Raw genomic sequence first — 17,584 nt, forward strand, 5'->3', positions numbered from 1 at the left:
CGGTGGCTGCTCCATGACCACGGACAAAACCACACCGCCACAGCAGGTCAGAACGGATCTCCTGCTGGAGTATTAGGCCAGGGCCACCTGCCAGCAGCAGCGGGTAGATCGATTTTGTCCGCGCTCGACTTGGCCGGATCCGTAATAGCTAGGCGACGTAATCGAGGTTGGCGAGTAGGACTATATGCACGGGAACAGTGGTCTGAATCTACGTGTCGATGACCATGCCCGAATGCAGGGCGATGGGTCGCTGAACGGGGTAGATCTGGCGCTACGGGCAGACATTACGCCACTCGCCCCATGGCCCCGACCGGCACTCCTTCGGATCCGGGCCCTACGCCCTACGCCATCGTCGAGGTCGTCGTGAGCACGACCTACCGGGGCAGCGTGGCATTGGAAGAGGTCGACCGCGCCCAGGCGGAACTTGAACGCCACCTGGCGGTCCGGCCGACCGGCGAGTGCGTGACGTGCGGTGAGGTCGAGCCGTGTTCGGGCCGTCAAGGGGCTGGCTCCACATTTACGAAGTACGGTCTTCTGCCGCACCGTCGACCAGGTGCCTCGGGGGTACGCGCGCCGCTCCAGCTCTGGAGGGTACTGCACCGGCCTCGTGGTTCGCGTCGGCCGCAGACAGCAGTGACGGCGAGCCGACCGGGACGGGTTACGTGCCCGTAGCACGCAGAGGCGTCGCCGTTGAGGCAGGTAGAACCTGATGACCACCGAGCTGACGTCAGAACGGCGGACCTTGATCCTTCGAGGCTGTCTGGTTCCGAGAGGGTATTGGTATGAACGGCGTACCGGGCGCTCAGATGAGGGCTCCACGCAGTCCAAACGACTTGTTGCGGCCTTCACGGCTGACCATGCGCTCGCCGGCGGGGTCTGGTCGAGTGGTGTCGCGCCAGAAGGTCGCCGAGGCGGTCACCGCGTGGATCTGGGCGCACATGGAGATCCTGCCTGTCAGGTCAGTCGGCTCCGACACCGCGCCCCCCGAGAACTGCGGCGGGCGGTCGCGCTTCTACGTGCTTTGCGGCGAACAAAGCGAATGATGGTGATGGATGCCATCTCGGAACCCGTCACTCCTGAACAGATTCGCGACCTGCAGAAAGCGCTGGGACGGCAGTTGGCCCAACGCCGCAATGCGGCCGGCATGACCCAGGTCACCCTTGCCAGGCGGACGGCCTACTCCCGCAGTTCGGTCGCGAACGTGGAGATCGGACGGAGCACGATCCCCCGTGGCTTTTGGGAGCGCGCCGACCGCGAACTCCGCGCGGGAGGAACGTTGGTGGACGCGTTCGACTCGCTCCATGGACTGATCACCACCCTCCGGACGCAGAAAGCGCGGGCAGCCGAACACGAGCGACTGCTTCGGCACCAGGCAGCCATGCCGTCGAGTCCACCCAACAGCCTCGCGGTCGAGCCTCCGGGCTGCGAATGCACGATCACGATCGCCCGATGGAGAGAGCAGGAGGTCCTTGCGTTGAGGGAGGCACTGCGGCTCAGCCTCGGGGCTTTCGCCGAACGGCTTCGCGTCCCTCCCTCGATCGTCGCCGCATGGGAGGACCGCAGACAGCCCGCACCGCCGAGTCTGGCGATGCAGGCAGCTCTCGACGACCTGCTCAAGCTCGCCGACCAAGACGCGCGGACTCGCTTCGCACGGATCCTTCGGATGCCGCCGATGAAGTCCAGTGCTCCTGGTGGCGCGCCCGAGGTTGGTCGTCGTGCGACGGTGACTCCGCTTCACGGGGCGAAGAACGCACGCCGTTTGGTGCAGGGACAGTGACGGGCAGGCCAGTAATAGCCGGCGGGTCTACCCCATGCAAGGTCAGGCGGATCGGCGGCTGAGCTAAGCCGCCCTTGGTTTTTGTCGCTGATCAAGTGGTGACTTGAACCCATGCTCATCTTTGACTACGTGCATGGGGGCGGGGGGAGCTCACCTGTTGGCACCGCGTCTACACCGGCACCGGAGAAAGGATCAGACGATGACCCCGCTGCTGCGCGACTACCACGGACACCCTTACGACCTGACAAACCCGGACGAGGCGGGACGCCGCTTCGACGAGTAGATCACGGCGATCATGCCCCACGGCGAATGCGGGCAGTCCCTCACCATCGGCACTGCCGAACGGGCCGTCCTGCGCATCGACATCGACGTGGACGCCGACCGGGCCGCGCTGCGGTGGCTACCCGACGGCAGCTACGCCACGGAGCTCGCCCCCGACACCTCGATCGCCGTGTACGAGTCACCCGACACCGGCCTGTGCGACATCCCGGCCGACCTGGCCCGCGTGAACACCGCAACCGCCCGCCATGCGGTCATCGAGTACGTCGCCTCAGGCCAACGACCCACCAGCGTGACCTGGGTCCACGAAGAGCCACCCACCCCGTAGAGCATGATCCCTGCACTGCGGACGCCTGTTGGCCTCCGCTGCGGCACCACCGGGCAGGAACCAGCGGCAGGCGGCGAAGCCTTCCCGGCGGCACCTCGCGACTTCACCCAACTGCGCCTCGGGCAGACACCGAGCGGCCAACGAGATTCGGGTAACCTGTGGCTCAGCGGGCCGTTAGCTCAATGGCAGAGCTGAGGACTTTTAATCCTCCGGATTGCCGTATAGCTAGCGGCCAAGGTGCCGTGTAGCTGGGAAAACTCTAGCGATCGTAGCCCATTGTAGACTCTGGATGCTCCTTGGGTGCTCGGCTGTCTTGGCCGCCGAGAGAAGTTGTCGACCAGCCGGCTCAGGCTCCGAGCCCCACCGTGACTTCGGGAGCAGCAACCAGCGAAACGTCGCCTTCCAGCTAGGCCTGGTCATACTGCTCCCAAAACGATGCCCGAAGCTGGTGTCGCACGGCTTCACTCAAATCGACTTCACCGAGGCGCTCAGAAAGGTCGGTCAGTAAAGCTTTGTCGATATCGCGTGGAATCGACGGTTTCCCGGCAGTGAGTTCCGCCAAGGCCTCCGGCGTGGCGGAACTGCGGAAAGTCGTCAGGACGTTGGTGACGACCGAGCCGATCTGTTCGGCAAGGTCAGAAGGATCCTCGTGATTCGTCGCGCTCGTCCTGCTGTCCAGGGCCCCGCTAGACGCGGGCGACAGGCGGGGTGCTCGTGAGCCTTCCTGAGCGGTGAAGCCCGCCGACGGGGCCATGGCACGCGGGTCCCCGCCCAGCGACACCGCCATCGGTGACGGCACCACCAAGGGTGTCTCCACCTTCGTCACGGCATGGTCGATGACGTCCGGAAACATGATTTTGAGCCCGTCGGCCGCGCGGATCAGATGCCGGCTGATGCCATGGGGCCGGTTCTGCCCGTTGGGGACGGCAAGCAGGACGACCTGCACCCCGTGCACCTGGGCCTCCTCCACGGCCTCGGTAAGATCATCGTCTCCCGAAACGAGGACGAAGACGTCCGCAACTGCGTTGCGTGCGTGCATCACCAGGTCGAGCCCAATGCGCAGGTCGACACCTTTCTGCTGGCCGTCCACGCCGAACCGGCCGAGCCGCAGCTTGACGTTGGGCAGTTCACCGATGAACTGCTGCGAGGCGTCGGGTACACCCTCTCTCGCAGAGTCGTACCAGTGCACGCGCAACATCGGCAGCTCCGACAGCGCCTCGGCCTGCTGAATTAGCGCGTCGATCAGTGACTCGTAGTCGACCCGAATCCCGTTCCGCAGCGACGTCCCCGTCACCCGGACCGCTGCGGCGCTGAGCAGGTAACCGACGTCCACATACAGGGAGCATTTAGGCCTCACGATCCACAGGATGTCACCCCCTGCCGCAACTATCGAGGCAGCGGCTCTCTCGGTGAACAGTCCCGGCCGCAGTTGCGCTTCCACGATCGACGCAGGGTTTCGTCGGGCTGTCGGCCCGTCGTGGCGGATTTGCTGGTTGCGATCGCGGCTGGGTCTGGTTTGAGGGGGTGTGGCGGGGTTGATCGCGGTGGCGGCCAGGGTGGGGAGGCCGCCGATGATGGCGTTGTGGGACCAGAGCGCCCACAGCACCGGGCGTGCCCCTTCGCAACCTCGCGCTCGATGTGGGTGGCGAACAGTCCGGCATGCTTGCTGCGGACCTTCCTCGAGGCGACCGGCGGCGGCTGAGGAGTGCCCATGCCACACATACTGCTGCCCACGTCTTGATATCCGCCGTTACCGGGCGGTGCCGAGACGTACGCCTGCGCGGCACAGCGCCGACCTCGGGCTGGGTGGCACCGAGGTCACCGGCGAGCCCATCACCGACCCGAACCAATAGGCGCAGACCTCACCGCCCTGACCCAAGCGGTAGCCACCACCGGCAGCCACGAACAAACTCGCACACTGGCCCCTGCCGGTATAGCTACGGCACCTTCACGAGGAGGCTGGGCATCGGACGCTCCTTGTTCCCGGCCCGAAGTTTGTGCTGCGGGTTCCTTGCTCGTCGGATCCTGCGTCAGGGCCGCGCGCCACTCCCACAGCCTTGTCGTGAGACCGGTTGAACGAATCAGCACCGCGATGCCGCCGCCGGCCGTCGCCCCCCCGATGCCGATGACTCCCGCGCTGCCCAGGATGCGGCTGTTGGTCAGATTCGCAATGCCGCCGCCGACGGTCGCCACCCCGACAGCAATGATCATGGCACTGTTCAAAAGGCGAGTGTCGGCTAAGAGCGAGATGCCGGTGCCGGTGCCGGTGCCGGTAATTATCGTCCCGACGACGGTGGTCATGGCGCTGTCCAAGAGCCGGTTGTCGGTGGCCGCCTCCGCCATACCCAAGCCGGTCGCGCGCATGTAGTGCAGGACTGACACCGGCTGGATGTGCTCACCCGGAACCTCCGGCAGACCCTGCCCGCCTGCGGTGAGCAGCTCATATCCCGTCCGCAGGCACCATCCCGGGGTGGATCATCCGCTGGGACTCGAAGGTGGGCGGTGTGCCCGGCGGGAGTTCCGCAGGCCGTCGGCCCATTCCTTCAGCCGCTCAGCAGCGGTCGGGTCCTTGTCGTCAAGCACTTTCACGTGCCGCCCGAAGGTCAACTCGCCACGGAGTGACCATCGTCGCGGTGTACGGGTCCGGCGGACAAGCCGAATACTGCCCGCGCCACGTCTATCGCTCTTTGCCTTCAACGGTCGCACGAGGAATCTGGGGTTGGTCGCTGTTGGCGGTGGGGAGGGTGGGCGCGCGGCGGGTTCGGCGTCGTCGCAGGGCTTCGCGCATCGTGGAGATGCAGGCGCCTCGGGCGGCATCGATCTGATCTCGGGGGTAGCGGACCTGCAGGTTCATGTCGGCGTCCGTGGTGAGCAGAGGCTGTTCCCACGCTTGCCGCATCTGCCCTCCAGCTTGAATTTTGGTGGCGCGGACGAGCGCGGCGTAGCTGGCGGCGACCTCGGGTGCCTCGATCTGCAGGAGTGCCTGGTGGTACGCCAGCCGGGACTGGATCTTGCTGACTTCGTCGGTGAGGTCGTAGCGGGCTTCGGGGGTGTCTCGGCGGCGGCGGATCCGGTACGGCATCTCGGCGTAGTCCTCGAGGGCGTTGAGGGCTTCGGCGAACGCCTTGGCCTGCCGTTCCCGGCGGGTCGCGCGCTGGTTGAGCGTGTAGGTGACGGAGGCGGAGACGACGCCACCCAGGATCGCGATCACTGCAACGATGACGACCGCCGTCTGGGCGGCCGTCCAGCCGCTCTGCGCGGCTTGGGCGTAGACCATGTGCTGTCACCTCCCTGGGTTCGAGGAAGTCCGTGGGGTGCGTCTTCGAGCAGCCACGCGCCGTCGTTTTGTCGCCAGTAGTTCTCGAGGAACAGGTGCTGGCGGGTCAGCTCGACGAGCTCGAGCAGCCCCTTGTCGTGTGTCCACCGCCGCTGCGGCGGGTCCAGGGGCATCCACATGCACAACGCCCCGTCGGGCATGCGGTGCTTGGAGGTCGCGCCCGGCTTGGCGAAGACCTGGGGATAATCCTGCGGGGGCAGCCCGTACGTGTCGTACGGCGGCAGCTTGTGGAAGCGGATCGTCACGTCGACCGGCTCCGGGTCGCCGACTACCTCCAGCGCCTCGACGCGGTAGACGAGGATTTCACACTCCCTGCCGTAGCAGGCCGGCTCGAAGACGTACTGGTGGGACAGGGTGGGCCCCAGCCGGCGCCGGGCGGCGGCTTCCAGCGGGACCCGCCACGACGCTCGCCGGCCGTACCAGTCGGTCATCGGGGCGACCACGCCCGCGCCGGGGTGTCCGGCCCCGGGACAAGCAGGCTGGCGGCTGACGCGCCGGTGGTCAGCAGCGCCTGCTCGGCCATCTGCGCGCCCTGGTCGCTGTCAGCGACCACGTGCGGCAGCACGCTGTGCAAGGCGTGCTGAGCGAGAGCGTGCCGGCCGGCCTGCTCGTGTTCGATGGCCGCGGTCACCTTGTCCCGCGCCAGCCCCAGCCGCCAGGCCGCACGCTCGCGGGTCATCCCGGACGGCAGCTTGATCTTCCCCGCGACACCCGCCGGGTCCTCGGTGAGCCCGGCGGCCATCTCGTCCGCGGCGTACGTGAAGAACTCCTGCAGCGCTTGCAGCAGGGGCCGCTTCTGATCCGCGATGCACCCCAGGGCCAGGGCCTTGATGTTCCACGAGCACAGCGGCTTGCCGTGGTGGGCACGCCAGTGCTTGAGCAGACGCACGGTGCGGGCGAAGACGTTGCCGGTGTCCTCGTTGGCCTGCAGGACCAGCTCGGTGTGCTTCTCCGGGTGCGCCCGGTCCCACCCGGCCGCGATCGTGGTGTTCGGGATCCACAACCCCGTCCCCGGGTGGTCCAAGGCCACGATCACGTCGGCGGTGAAGTCCGTCTCGGGGGTGACCGGGGCGCCGAACCGCACCAGCACGGACCGCTTCTGACCCTCGACGGTGACCGTCAGGTTGTCGAACTCGTCCTTCAGGTGCTCGCGGATCGCGTCGCGGGCCTGCTCCATCAGCGGCAACGGCCCTGCGGCCTCCGGCCCGTACCCGGCCACGTCGACCACGACGCCGAGGTCGACGTCGGTCAGCGGCGTGTTCGCATCGCCGTGCGCAACGGAGCCGTTGATGTAGGTGCGGGCACCGGGGAACGCGTTGAGCAACGCCGAACCCAGCAGCCCTCGCCGCCTGCGGGCCTCACGCAGTTCGTCCAGCGTGACCTCGAGGGTCTTGCGGCCCTCCTCGAGATGGTCCTCCAACAACATCGGGTCCTCCTCTCGGCCAGAGTCCGGCCGTGGCGGTACCCCGCAGGCACAGCACGAGGGAGGCGCCGGGGTGAGCAAGTTCGCCCGGCGGCGACATCATCTGCCGCCGGTAACCTTCAACCGGGTATGTTCCTGGGTGCGAATCAAGAAACGGCCCCGTAGCCCGTCGCCCCCGTGCGCCAGTGGCTGCGGGGTCTTCTGGTAACCGCCAGCCTAACCGGCACCCCCGACACTTCCCGCTGCCCTGTCTGTCAGGGTGAGTTGAGGCCGGTGGTTCATAGCAAGTCCGTTGGACGGGGCGAGTTCAGGATCGAGATTCGTTGACTACTGCTGTTGAGTTGGTCGTGGCCCAGGATGGGGTCATGAGTCGCAAGATGGGTCCGCGTGCGGGCGGGCCGCGGGTACGCCGGTCGTTCACCCCGGGGCAGAAGTTGGAGTTGCTGGCTGGCTATGAGCAGGCCGTCGCGGCTGGTGAGGGCGGGGCGTTTCTGCGGCGTGAGGGTTTGTACTCGTCGTTGATGTCGGAGTGGCGTCGGGCCCGTGACGCCGGGTTGTTGCAGGGCAAGCCGGCCGGTGAGACGGTCGGGCGGCCGTCGGCGGAGCAGGCCGAGATCGCCCGGCTGCGGCGGGAGTTGGCGCTGGCGCAGGCAAAGCTGGCGCGGACCGAGACGGCGTTGACGATCATGGGAAAAGCGCGCGAGCTCTTGGAGGACATCTCCAGGAGCGAGCCGGACGGTCCGGACGTGTTCGGGCTCGGCAAACGCTGATGGCCGCTTACCGGGAGCTGAGCAGCACCGGCGCCACGACCCGGCAGGCGGCGGCGATGACCGGGATCGCCCGGTCCAGCGCCGACCGTGCCCGCCGCCGGCCGACACCGGCGCGGCCGGTGCGGCGGGCGCCGGCGAACGCGCTCAGCCCGACCGAGCGTGGGCAGGTGCTGCGGTTGTTGCACAGCCCGCAGTTCGTCGACGCCGCCCCGGCGCAGGTCTACGCGGCGTTGCTCGACTAGGGCGTGTACGTGGGCTCGATCGCCACCATGTACCGACTCCTACGCGACAACGAGCAGGTCCGTGAGCGTCGCCGGCAGGCCCGACACCCCGTCAGGCAGCGTCCCGAGCTGATCGCCGACCGGCCGGGACAGGTCTACACCTGGGACATCACGAAACTCGCCGGACCGGTCAAGGGCGTCTACTACGACGCCTACGTGATGATCGACATCTACTCCCGGTACATCGTCGGCGCACGGGTGCACGCCCGCGAGTCCGGCCCCCTCGCCGAGTCGATGATGCGCGAGGTGTTCGGCGCCCATGGCGTCCCGCACGTCGTGCACGCCGACCGGGGCACCTCGATGACCTCGAAATCGGTCGCTGACCTCCTCGAAGACCTCCAAGTGACCCGCTCGCACTCCCGGCCGAAAACCTCCAACGACAACCCGTACAGCGAGGCCTGGTTCAAGACCTTGAAGTACGCGCCGGTCTTCCCGGACCGGTTCGCGTCCCTCGCCCACGCGCGAGCGTTCATCACCGACTTCGTGACCTGGTACAACCACGCCCACCGGCACTCCGGGATCGGCCTACACACCCCCGCCGACGTCCACCACGGCCGCCACCACACCGTCCGCGCCAACCGCACCGACACCCTCGCCGCAGCCCGCACGGCGCACCCAGAACGGTTCGGCGCCACCCGGACCCTACCCCAAAATCCTCGACCTGCCCCACCAGGTCTGGATCAACAAACCCGAACCGAAACCACAGGCCGCCTAACTCCCGCTGGCCTCAATCCCTTGACACGTTCCGCTGCGGCGACGCGAGCGACCATGGCTTACAGCCCCCCGGCATGACCACCACCATGTGTCGCCGCGCGGCCGGGTCGGGCCATGTGGCCGGGTGCGCGAGGGCCGGTCGGTGGCGAATTAGGTAGCTTCGCCTGTAACGCGTTGTCGTGCCTCGCCGATACGTTGGCTGCGTGAGTGAGGCGGACGCTTATGCCTGGTGGCAGGAAATCCTAGCTTGCCGGTACTTCGGTGAGGCGCAGGCCGGCCGGCCGGTACTCCTGATGGCTGGTGATGACGAGCTCGCGGAGTTGGGCGGGGCAGGTTCGCTTACCGATGCGGTGGCGCGCCGACTGCGGCTGGCCGACGAGGCGATGATGTTCTGGCCGGTGGAGGCTGCGGTGGCGCGGTGGCGCAGGGGCGGCCGCGCGGAGCCGCCGCCGTGCTTGCCGTTGCTTGCCGTTACCGTTCTGGCCGCGACACGGATGCACCGCGACGACCGCGCCGCGCCGCACGCCTACTACATTCGTCTCGCGGAGGCGTTGCAGCCAAGCGCCCCACTGCACGAGCTTGCTCGCTTGCGGGGCCGGCTGTCACAAGCCTTCGACGCGGTCGTCGGATTGTGGCGGGTGCTGCACGACTGGCTGGAGGGAGCACGAGGTGAACGCGGGGTAAGCACCATCCGGACCGGCGGGCATTTCCACCGCATCGGCTACCCGCTGTCGCAAGCGCTGATCCGCGCCGAGGACCGCTACCGGCTGACTGAGTTCTTCTCGGCAGTCGGTGTTGACCGTATTGGCACCTCGAACGTCGAAAGCCTGCTGTACCACCTGCGCATTTGGGCCAGCCGGCCACGCGGCCTGTCCCCCAGGCTGGTGACAGCTCTGCATGACGACGCGGACACGGAGCTGTTGGGTGGCGTACTGTCGTCGCTGGCAGGGCACTGGGACGGAGTGGTGCGGGAGCGGGCGGGCCGGCGTCGCGCTCGGCTGCGCGCGTGTGCCGACATCGACCTGTGGACGATGCGGTGGGAGGTCGAACGCGTCCCGGGTATCGACGAAGATGTGGTGCAGATGCCCGGTGGCGGAGAGCTAAAGCTGTCTGCTCGGCTCGACGGTGAGCTGTATGACCTGGACGGGTACGTGCCCAGCTTCCCCAACACCTTGCGGAACGGCCTGCACGCGTTCGGCACTCAGCTCGCGCTGCACGTTCCGGCCGCCGAGGTTGTGGTGATGCGCAGGGACCCCACGATCGGCGCTTGGGCGGCGCAGCCCGGTGTAGTTGCCTTTGCAGATCAGGTGTTGCTCGTCGCCGCAGCCGCCGAGGCTGAGGTCAGCAGGGTCCTGGAGACAGCCGCAGACGCAGGTTGGAAGAGGGCGAGGTCATCCCTGCTGCCGGGGTGGTCGACCTTCCTCAACGTGCGCATGGTGAACCCCGCGGCAGTCGAGGGGATGCTCCCGGGCCTGCGAGAAGGCGTGGCCTCGGCGATGCGCCAGGATGCAGGGGCTTTGCCAGTGCTGTGCCACGGCCTTCCGGTGGGGTCCGGGCTGGGTCGTCGCCATTACCTCGCCGGTGGTGAGCCGGACATGCTGCTGCCTGCTGGTGAGCAGCCGCGAATGGTCAGTGCCGTGCTGGATGGGGCAGAGCAGCAGTTCCGGGCGGGGGGCTTCCCGGTACCGCTGCGGATGCTGGGCCCGCTTTCTGTGGGCAGGCATCATCTCGTCGCTGACCGGACCGACCTCGGCTTCACCGTTCTCGACACGCTCGGTGCCGGGGCAGTGCCGGTCGATCCGGCGGGTGATGTCGTACAAGGCGCATGGGTAGGAGTGGGGGACCCAGGCGGGCAGCCGGTCTTGGTTCGCCGCGGCCTCGCGGAGGCATATGCGCTGCTCGATGACGGCTCTGTTGAAGGCATCGACGAGCCGACAGTTCCGGTATGGCTGGAGGCCCATGTGGGCCCGGGGCCAACCTACCGGTTCGAGTACCTTCCTCCGGCCAGGGCTGCGTGGATCGCTGAGCGGTCACGTCTCGGGTGGCGCGTCCGGCCGGTGCACGCCGCTCCTTGCGCGGTGCACCGGCTCGACTCTGCCGCCCGGACTGTCTGGGAGCGGTTGCTCGGCTCGGCAACGCAGGTCACAGGCGAGCTAGACCGCTGGCGGCTGTACGCCCGAGCCGTGGAGAGTCTCCTTGGACGCTGACCTGCTGGTCCGCTGGATGAGCGAGATCCAGCGTGGGGACCTCAATGACTTGAGTACACGGATCCGGTGGATCGCAGCCACAAGCCGGCATGGGCACCGCGACACGAGGGGACTCAGCGCCGGGCGGTGGCTTAGGAACGTCGAGGCCATGTGCCTGGTACGCGTGGACTGGGCCGCCGGCTCATGGCGCGCAGCGCCAACGGTGATCACCCGGTTGCCCCATTCAGATGGCACTGCCCTGCTGGCCGGCGCCCGCCCAGCCAGTGTGCTCGACCGGCTGGCCGGCGAAGAGGTCGCAGTAACGTTCGCGCCGCCGCAGGGCTCCGGCGAGCCGCTCCCGTCGCCGTCCGCCGTGTGGATCTCCTACGACTCGCCGAATCAGCTGCCTGGGCTGGCCCGCCGGCTCGGGGCCCGCTTCGTTCCCTGCGCCGCACTACAGATCGAGGACCGTTTGACCGCTGTCCGGCCAGGGGCTGCCGCGGCACCACCGGCCAGTCACAACGCCACTGTGGAGCGGTACATGCCGCCCGGTCGCATGTGGGAGCCGGTTTCGCCGCGTTTGGCCGAGGCGCGCGAGGGCCTGTACCGCCTGCGCCGTGACGGCCGGATGGCGTATCTGCTGCGACGCGGTGGTGCCTGGCACCAGACCACGTACGCCGAGGGGATTCACCTTGTGCTTGCCGCGTCCAGCGCACGACCCCTGCGATGGCGTGCCGAGCCCCGCAGGGCACAGGTAGGAACCTTTTTCGTAGACTACGGGGTGCCACTGCCGCCATTGCACGCCGCTGCAGCCGTCCTCTGTACGGGCCTGCCGCCCCGCCTGACCGACCGCGCCGAAACGGTCGCCTTCGACAATGTGCCCCTCACCCTGGCACGGCGGCTGGCAGGCACGCTGGGGTACCAGCTGGAGGACCAATGACGGGACCCGCAGGCCTCGACGCGCTGTCGACCTTTGACGCGTTGAAAGATGCGTTGTTTCGCTACTACGACACACCGTTCGGGCTCAGGGACGAGCGCCTTGTGCGCGAGCGCCGAGCTTTACTCGACCGCGATGGGGGCACCTGGCGGCAACCACTCATCGAGCTACGCCCCGACTACGCGACTGTCCCGCATGACATGGCGGCCTCTGCAGCCGCTGCCGGCGCCGTTCCGGAACTCGCGACGTTCGCCGGGTGCGGCCTAATCCCGCCTGGCCGGCCGCTCTACCAGCACCAAGAGCAGGCACTTCGCAGCGGACTGTCAGCCGGCCGGAACACTGTCATCACGGCGGGGACCGGCTCGGGCAAGACGGAGGCATTTGTGCTGCCGATCCTGGCCAGTCTCCTCAGCGAATCGCGCGGCTGGTCCGGCGCTCCGGCGCCACACCGGCCCTGGTGGGAAACGCCCCAAGCGCCGTTCGTGCCGCAGCGGCAGGGCGAGACCGGACGGCCCGCCGCAGTACGAGCGCTCGTGATGTACCCGATGAACGCCCTTGTCGACGACCAGCTCGTCCGGCTTCGCCGCACCCTGGACAGCGACTCCGCCCGTGCCTGGCTGGACCGCCATCGCAACGGGCACCGCTTCTACTTCGGCCGCTACACCGGCCAGACGCCGGTGACCGGCGCACCCGGCAATGATGCCGCCTTAGGAGAGCTTCGCGAGGACCTACTGCAGACGGGCCGGCGCGGTGCGGCCATCCGCCGCGAGGAGGACCGTGCCTTCCTGCCACGGCTAGACGGGGCAGAGATGCGGTCCCGGTGGGACATGCTCGACGCCCCGCCGGATATTCTGATCACCAACTATTCGATGCTCAATGTCATGCTGCTCCGCGAGCGTGAAGCGGTGTTCTTCGACAGCACCCGGCAATGGCTACAGCGTGATCCCTCGGCGCGGTTCACGCTGGTGATTGACGAGCTGCACACCTACCGCGGTACTGCCGGCACGGAGGTCGCCTACCTATTGCGGAACCTGCGCCACCGGCTAGGACTGTCCGATGCACCCGAGCGGATCCGTGTGCTCGCCGCCTCCGCATCGCTGGACCCTGCGCGGGACGCGCGCTTCCTTGAGGAGTTCTTCGCTCTTCCTCAGGACAGCTTCGATTTTGTGCCCGGCGAGCTCGTGCGCCCGGCTTCCGACCGCGTCGACTTGTCCTCCCATGCTTCCCGGCTGGCGGGGCTAACCCGACAGGAGGCGCCGGAGGAGTGCGCGGCCGTGCTGGTTGAAACCGGCGCGGGTGATGCTCTCGCCGCCGCCTGCCTCTCGAGCCCGGACGGCGCGCCCGCCACCAGCCCGGTAGCCCAGGAAACGACGCTGCTTGCGCGCCGGCTGTTCCCCGCCTGTGACTCTGGCGTGCAGGGCGAGGCCCTACGCGGTCTTCTTGTGGCGCTGCGCAATGCCGGAACGCTGCCAGGCAGCAAGTTGCCCCGTATCCGGGCGCACCTGATGTTCCGCAATGTGCCCGGCATCTGGGCCTGCACCAACGCGCGCTGCACGGCCGTCGAAAACGACGCCCGCGACGGAAGGACCATCGGCCGGCTCTACGCCAACCCGGCCACACGGTGCCAGTGCGGTAGCCGGGTGCTGGAACTGCTTTACTGCCAGACCTGCGGCGATGTCCTGCTGGGTGGCTTCGCCCCCGAGAATGAGCTGTCCGGGCCCTCCGTCGACACGTTCCTCCTTGCCGACGTGCCCGACCTCTCGAAGCTGCCAGACCAAGTTGCCCTCAACCCGACTGCCGCCAACTACATCGTGTACTGGCCCCGCACCGGCTCCCTGGAAACCGACCGCAGGTGGACCGCCGACAGCGGAGCGGTCACCTTCCAGTACCGGCCCAGCCGGCTGGACCCGGCGACCGGTCGGTTGGCCAACGGCGAGCGCGACGCCACAGGATGGAGCTTCCACGTCACGACCGCTGGGTCCGGGCGCAACGCTGCGGCGATCGGTGCCCACGCGCTGCAGCCGTTCCCAACCCGATGCCCGGCGTGCGGCGACGACTGGGAGATTCGCCGTGACCGTAACGGTGCCCTGCCGCTGTCCGACCGGCGTCGCCAGCGGTCCCCGATCCGCGCCATGCGCACTGGCTTCGAAAAGATCAACCAGGTCTTGGTCACCCAGATGGCCGGGCAGCTGCCGGTCGAGGAACGCAAGAGCATCGTCTTCTCTGACAGCCGCCAGGACGCGGCGAAGCTGGCCGCGGGTATTGGCCTACGCCACTACCAGGACCTGCTACGGCTGCTGCTCTACCAGCGCGTCGCCCGGCCGTCAGGCGGCGGCGGGGATCTCGATCTCGCCCGCAGGCACTTCCAGGAGGGGCCTCGAGACGACGGCACCTGGGCCGCCGTCGCCCGGCTACGCGCGCGTAATGCCGCCAGCTTCCAAGCCTTGTGCGACATCTGGGAAAGGGCACCTCACGCAGACCCGTCGTCAGAGCCCACGCTGCGAAGCGACCTCGCCAGCCAGCCCAGCCTCGAAGACCTGACGCGAGACCTCGCTCGCGAGCTGCTGGCCATGGGAATCAATCCCGGAGGGCCCAAGGCGTCGCTGCAAGCCGACCGGGACAAGCAACCGTGGACCGCTCTCTTCCAATGGGCTGGCGGGGTGCCAGTCCAGGCCAGCGGCTTGAGCGCCAACCAGCAGGCGCTCCTTGATGACATCCACCAGGAGCTGCGAGAGGAGATACTCGAAGGGCTGTTCTCCGGCGCTGGCCGCGACTTCGAGTCACTCGGCCTGGGCTGGCTCGCGCTGCGGGAGGACACCGACGGCATTGACCTTTCCCCGGGCGCCGCCCGCGCCGTCGCACGGGCAAGCCTTCGCGTGCTAGCCCAACTGCGCCGGTTCACCGGGCTGCGGGACGGTGCAGTCCAGCCCCCGGCGCGGCTGCGGAGGTTCTGGGAAGCCGCAGCCCTAGAGCTCGACAGCACGCCTGCCGGCGTCGAGCAACTCGTCCGGGCCCAGTGGGGTGACGCGGTTGTCGAGTACGTAATCCGGCCAGAGCGGGTCACCCTGCGGCTACCAGACAAGGGCTCGTGGCGGTGCCAGTCGTGCCGGCGGCAGCACCTGGCTCGCGGCGTCGGCATCTGCACCGGCTGCCACCGGCGGCTGCCTGCCGATCCCGAACCGGTTTCACACGAGGATGACTACTACACCTGGAAGGCGGCCCACGGGCAGGGCATGTTCCGCCTGGCGTGCGCAGAGTTGACCGGCCAGACCGGCAGGGTGGAGTCCCAGGCGCGTCAAGCCCGTTTCCAGGGCATCTTCCTCGGCGGTAGCGGCGAACCGCCGCTACCGTACGGGATCGACTTGCTGTCGGTGACCACTACCATGGAAGCCGGCGTCGACATCGGCGACCTGTCGGCCGTCGTCATGGCGAACATGCCGCCCACTCGGTTCAATTACCAGCAACGGGTCGGCCGTGCAGGCAGGCGCGGCGCACCAGTTGCTATTGCCCTCACCGTCTGCCGGGGGCGAAGCCACGACGAGTACTACTTCGACCGCCCAGACCTGATCACCAACGAGCCCACACCGGCACCGTACCTAGCCCTCGACCGAACTGAGATCTTCCGGAGGGTCCTCGCCGCCGAGATACTGCGCATGGCATTTGCCGACCTAGGCGCGGCCTTGGTCGCCAGCCGGGTCCTGTCTGGCCTCACCAACAACTCCCACGGCCAGTTCGGGCCCGCCTCCGACTGGCAGCGCGCCCGGCCGCAAGTGACAGTCTGGATCGAGCAGAACCGAGACAGCGTCGACGCTGCAGCCCGTGCCCTCGCCGCCTGCTGCCATGGTGACGTCGCCGGGTTCGATACCCGCGCCTGGATGCTGACATTGCTGGAACGCATCAGCAACGTCGCCGCCCAGGACAGCGGGCACCCCGACCTGAGCCAGCGACTGGCCGAAGCCGGCGTCCTACCGATGTTCGGATTCCCGAGCCGGGTTCGCTACCTCTACCTGGACAAGCCCACCCGCTCCTACCCGTGGCCGCCGCCCGCCGTTATCGACCGCGACGTTGCCATTGCCGTGTCCCAGTTCGCCCCGATGAGCGAGGTTGTCCGCGACGGCTGGGTCCACCCCGCCGTCGGCATCTGCGCGTTCGACCCTGTCATGCCCCGTCCCCGCGCCGTCGCGGAACCGCTCGCCACCCCGCGATTCATCGGCCTCTGCAGGACCTGCTCACACGTAGAGCAACTGGCGGGTTTACCTGACCCCGCGAACGGCCTGGACACCTGCCCGCAGTGCGGTGCCCAGCACCCCGCTTACCGTCCGACAGAACTACGGGAGCCGCTCGGCTTCCGCGCCGGACACCGCCGCAACTTCGACGGCAACTTCACCTGGTCACCCCGCACGATGGCGGCCCGCGCCCACGCCACCCTTGCAGACCTCCTGCACCATGCGGATGGCGCCATCGCCGCCTACAGCGGCCCTGGAACCCGCTACACCGTCAACGACAACGGCGGGCGCTTGTTCACCCTCACGCCGGTCAACGGCACGTGGCGTGGATACCTCTCGCCAGACGCTGTTAACAACAACCTCATCCGCAACGAGAATCCAGCCGGGGATCCAATTCACGTTGCCCTGGGCGCCGTACAGCCCACCGACTTCCTCTTCGCCGGCCTTGCCGCCGGCCCCCGGCTTCCCGGACTGCGCCTCACGCTCGAACAAGGGCTACAGCAGCCAAGTGGCGCACCCGACGAAACAGCCGGACGACGAGGCGCCTGGTACTCGCTAGCCTTCCTCCTACGCGCCGCCGCCGCCAGCTATCTCGACATCCAGCCACAAGAGCTCAGCGCAGGCATCTACACCGGTGTTGGGGGCGACGGGCAACCCGCGACGTACGCCTTCCTCGCCGACACGCTCGAGAACGGCGCCGGCTTCAGCACCCACCTCGGCGCGCCAGGGACGCTTCCCGGTTTTCTGCGGCACATCCAGGCCCGGATCGCAGAATTCGAGGGCCCTGGCCATGCGGCCGCTTGCACCGGTTCCTGCTACCGATGCCTGCGGGACTACTCCAACATGGCGTACCACACGCTGCTCGACTGGCGCCTTGCACGCGACCTCTTTGGGCTGCTCCGTGCTCGCCCGCTCACTTTCGACGATGAGACAGAACGCCGTGCCGTCACTGCTTGGGCATCGACGTATGGCGCAATGATGGTCGACGGCATGCCGGTGCCTACTGCAGTGTTCAGCCACCCCGCCCACGGCCGGGTCGCGATCATCGCCAAACACCCGCTGGAGGCCTACGACACCGAGTCCGCTAGCGGCCGGCTCGTCGATGCGGCAGGGGCTGTCCGTGACGCTGTGACCGCGCTCGACGCTGTCGTCGCCGCCGACAGCTACGCGCTCGACCGCGCGCCCGGCTACCTCATGAGTTCGCTGGCACGGCTACCGTACTAGGCCGTGTTCACTTAGCCTCGTTGACTTCAGGTGCTCGTCGACGCGGCTGACCAGGCGCGTCCGGTCCGGCTGGGTGTCGACGCTGTCGAGGTGACCTCGGGC

General features: G+C 68.0%; 11 protein-coding genes and 1 pseudogene. 7 read left to right on the top strand and 5 right to left on the bottom strand.

The features are described from left to right. Window positions 1-887: 887 nt before the first annotated feature. From ACLQ2V_RS27230 to ACLQ2V_RS27240, 3 genes are all read left to right on the top strand, one after another. On the top strand, window positions 888-1,043 hold the full coding sequence (locus tag ACLQ2V_RS27230) for a hypothetical protein (RefSeq protein ID WP_425721442.1): 156 nt from the start codon (window positions 888-890) through the stop codon (window positions 1,041-1,043). Then, the gene (locus tag ACLQ2V_RS27235; RefSeq protein ID WP_425721443.1) at window positions 1,043-1,777 is read left to right on the top strand and encodes a helix-turn-helix domain-containing protein; all 735 of its coding nucleotides are present in this window, start codon (window positions 1,043-1,045) and stop codon (window positions 1,775-1,777) included. The genes ACLQ2V_RS27230 and ACLQ2V_RS27235 overlap by 1 nt, the downstream gene beginning before the upstream one ends. A 295-nt stretch (window positions 1,778-2,072) precedes the next feature. Further along, window positions 2,073-2,384, top strand: coding sequence for an Imm1 family immunity protein (locus tag ACLQ2V_RS27240; RefSeq protein ID WP_425721444.1), 312 nt, complete (start codon window positions 2,073-2,075; stop codon window positions 2,382-2,384). 406 nt (window positions 2,385-2,790) lie between these two features. On the opposite strand, the gene ACLQ2V_RS27245 is transcribed toward ACLQ2V_RS27240, so the two are convergent. The 5 genes from ACLQ2V_RS27245 to ACLQ2V_RS27265 form a co-directional block, all read right to left on the bottom strand. Further along, window positions 2,791-3,990: an NYN domain-containing protein gene (locus ACLQ2V_RS27245; RefSeq protein ID WP_425721445.1), complete on the bottom strand. Its 1,200-nt coding sequence runs from the start codon at window positions 3,988-3,990 to the stop codon at window positions 2,791-2,793. A gap of 227 nt (window positions 3,991-4,217) precedes the next feature. Next, window positions 4,218-4,766: a hypothetical protein gene (locus ACLQ2V_RS27250; protein ID WP_425721446.1), complete on the bottom strand. Its 549-nt coding sequence runs from the start codon at window positions 4,764-4,766 to the stop codon at window positions 4,218-4,220. Between the two features lie 295 nt (window positions 4,767-5,061). Further along, window positions 5,062-5,661, bottom strand: coding sequence for a hypothetical protein (locus ACLQ2V_RS27255; protein ID WP_425721447.1), 600 nt, complete (start codon window positions 5,659-5,661; stop codon window positions 5,062-5,064). Then, window positions 5,592-6,152: a hypothetical protein gene (locus tag ACLQ2V_RS27260; RefSeq protein WP_425721448.1), complete on the bottom strand. Its 561-nt coding sequence runs from the start codon at window positions 6,150-6,152 to the stop codon at window positions 5,592-5,594. Before ACLQ2V_RS27260 ends, ACLQ2V_RS27255 begins: the two co-directional genes overlap by 70 nt. Further along, the gene (locus ACLQ2V_RS27265; protein ID WP_425721449.1) at window positions 6,149-7,147 is read right to left on the bottom strand and encodes a hypothetical protein; all 999 of its coding nucleotides are present in this window, start codon (window positions 7,145-7,147) and stop codon (window positions 6,149-6,151) included. Before ACLQ2V_RS27265 ends, ACLQ2V_RS27260 begins: the two co-directional genes overlap by 4 nt. 362 nt (window positions 7,148-7,509) lie before the next feature. Here ACLQ2V_RS27265 and ACLQ2V_RS27270 point away from each other — a divergent pair. From ACLQ2V_RS27270 to ACLQ2V_RS27285, 4 genes and pseudogenes are all read left to right on the top strand, one after another. Continuing rightward, window positions 7,510-8,910, top strand: a pseudogene (locus tag ACLQ2V_RS27270) (IS3 family transposase). A 202-nt stretch (window positions 8,911-9,112) separates the two neighbouring features. Beyond that, entirely contained in the window at window positions 9,113-11,116 is a 2,004-nt protein-coding gene (locus ACLQ2V_RS27275; RefSeq protein ID WP_425721450.1) for a hypothetical protein, read from the top strand. Beyond that, window positions 11,106-12,035 carry a hypothetical protein gene (locus tag ACLQ2V_RS27280; protein ID WP_425721451.1) on the top strand — a complete coding sequence of 310 codons (930 nt, stop codon included), beginning with the start codon at window positions 11,106-11,108 and terminating at the stop codon, window positions 12,033-12,035. Before ACLQ2V_RS27275 ends, ACLQ2V_RS27280 begins: the two co-directional genes overlap by 11 nt. Further along, entirely contained in the window at window positions 12,032-17,482 is a 5,451-nt protein-coding gene (locus tag ACLQ2V_RS27285) for a DEAD/DEAH box helicase (RefSeq protein ID WP_425721452.1), read from the top strand. The genes ACLQ2V_RS27280 and ACLQ2V_RS27285 overlap by 4 nt, the downstream gene beginning before the upstream one ends. The last annotated feature ends 102 nt before the right edge of the window (window positions 17,483-17,584 follow it).

The sequence above is a fragment of the Micromonospora sp. DT233 genome (genome assembly GCF_049841815.1).
GTDB lineage: Bacteria > Actinomycetota > Actinomycetes > Mycobacteriales > Micromonosporaceae > Micromonospora.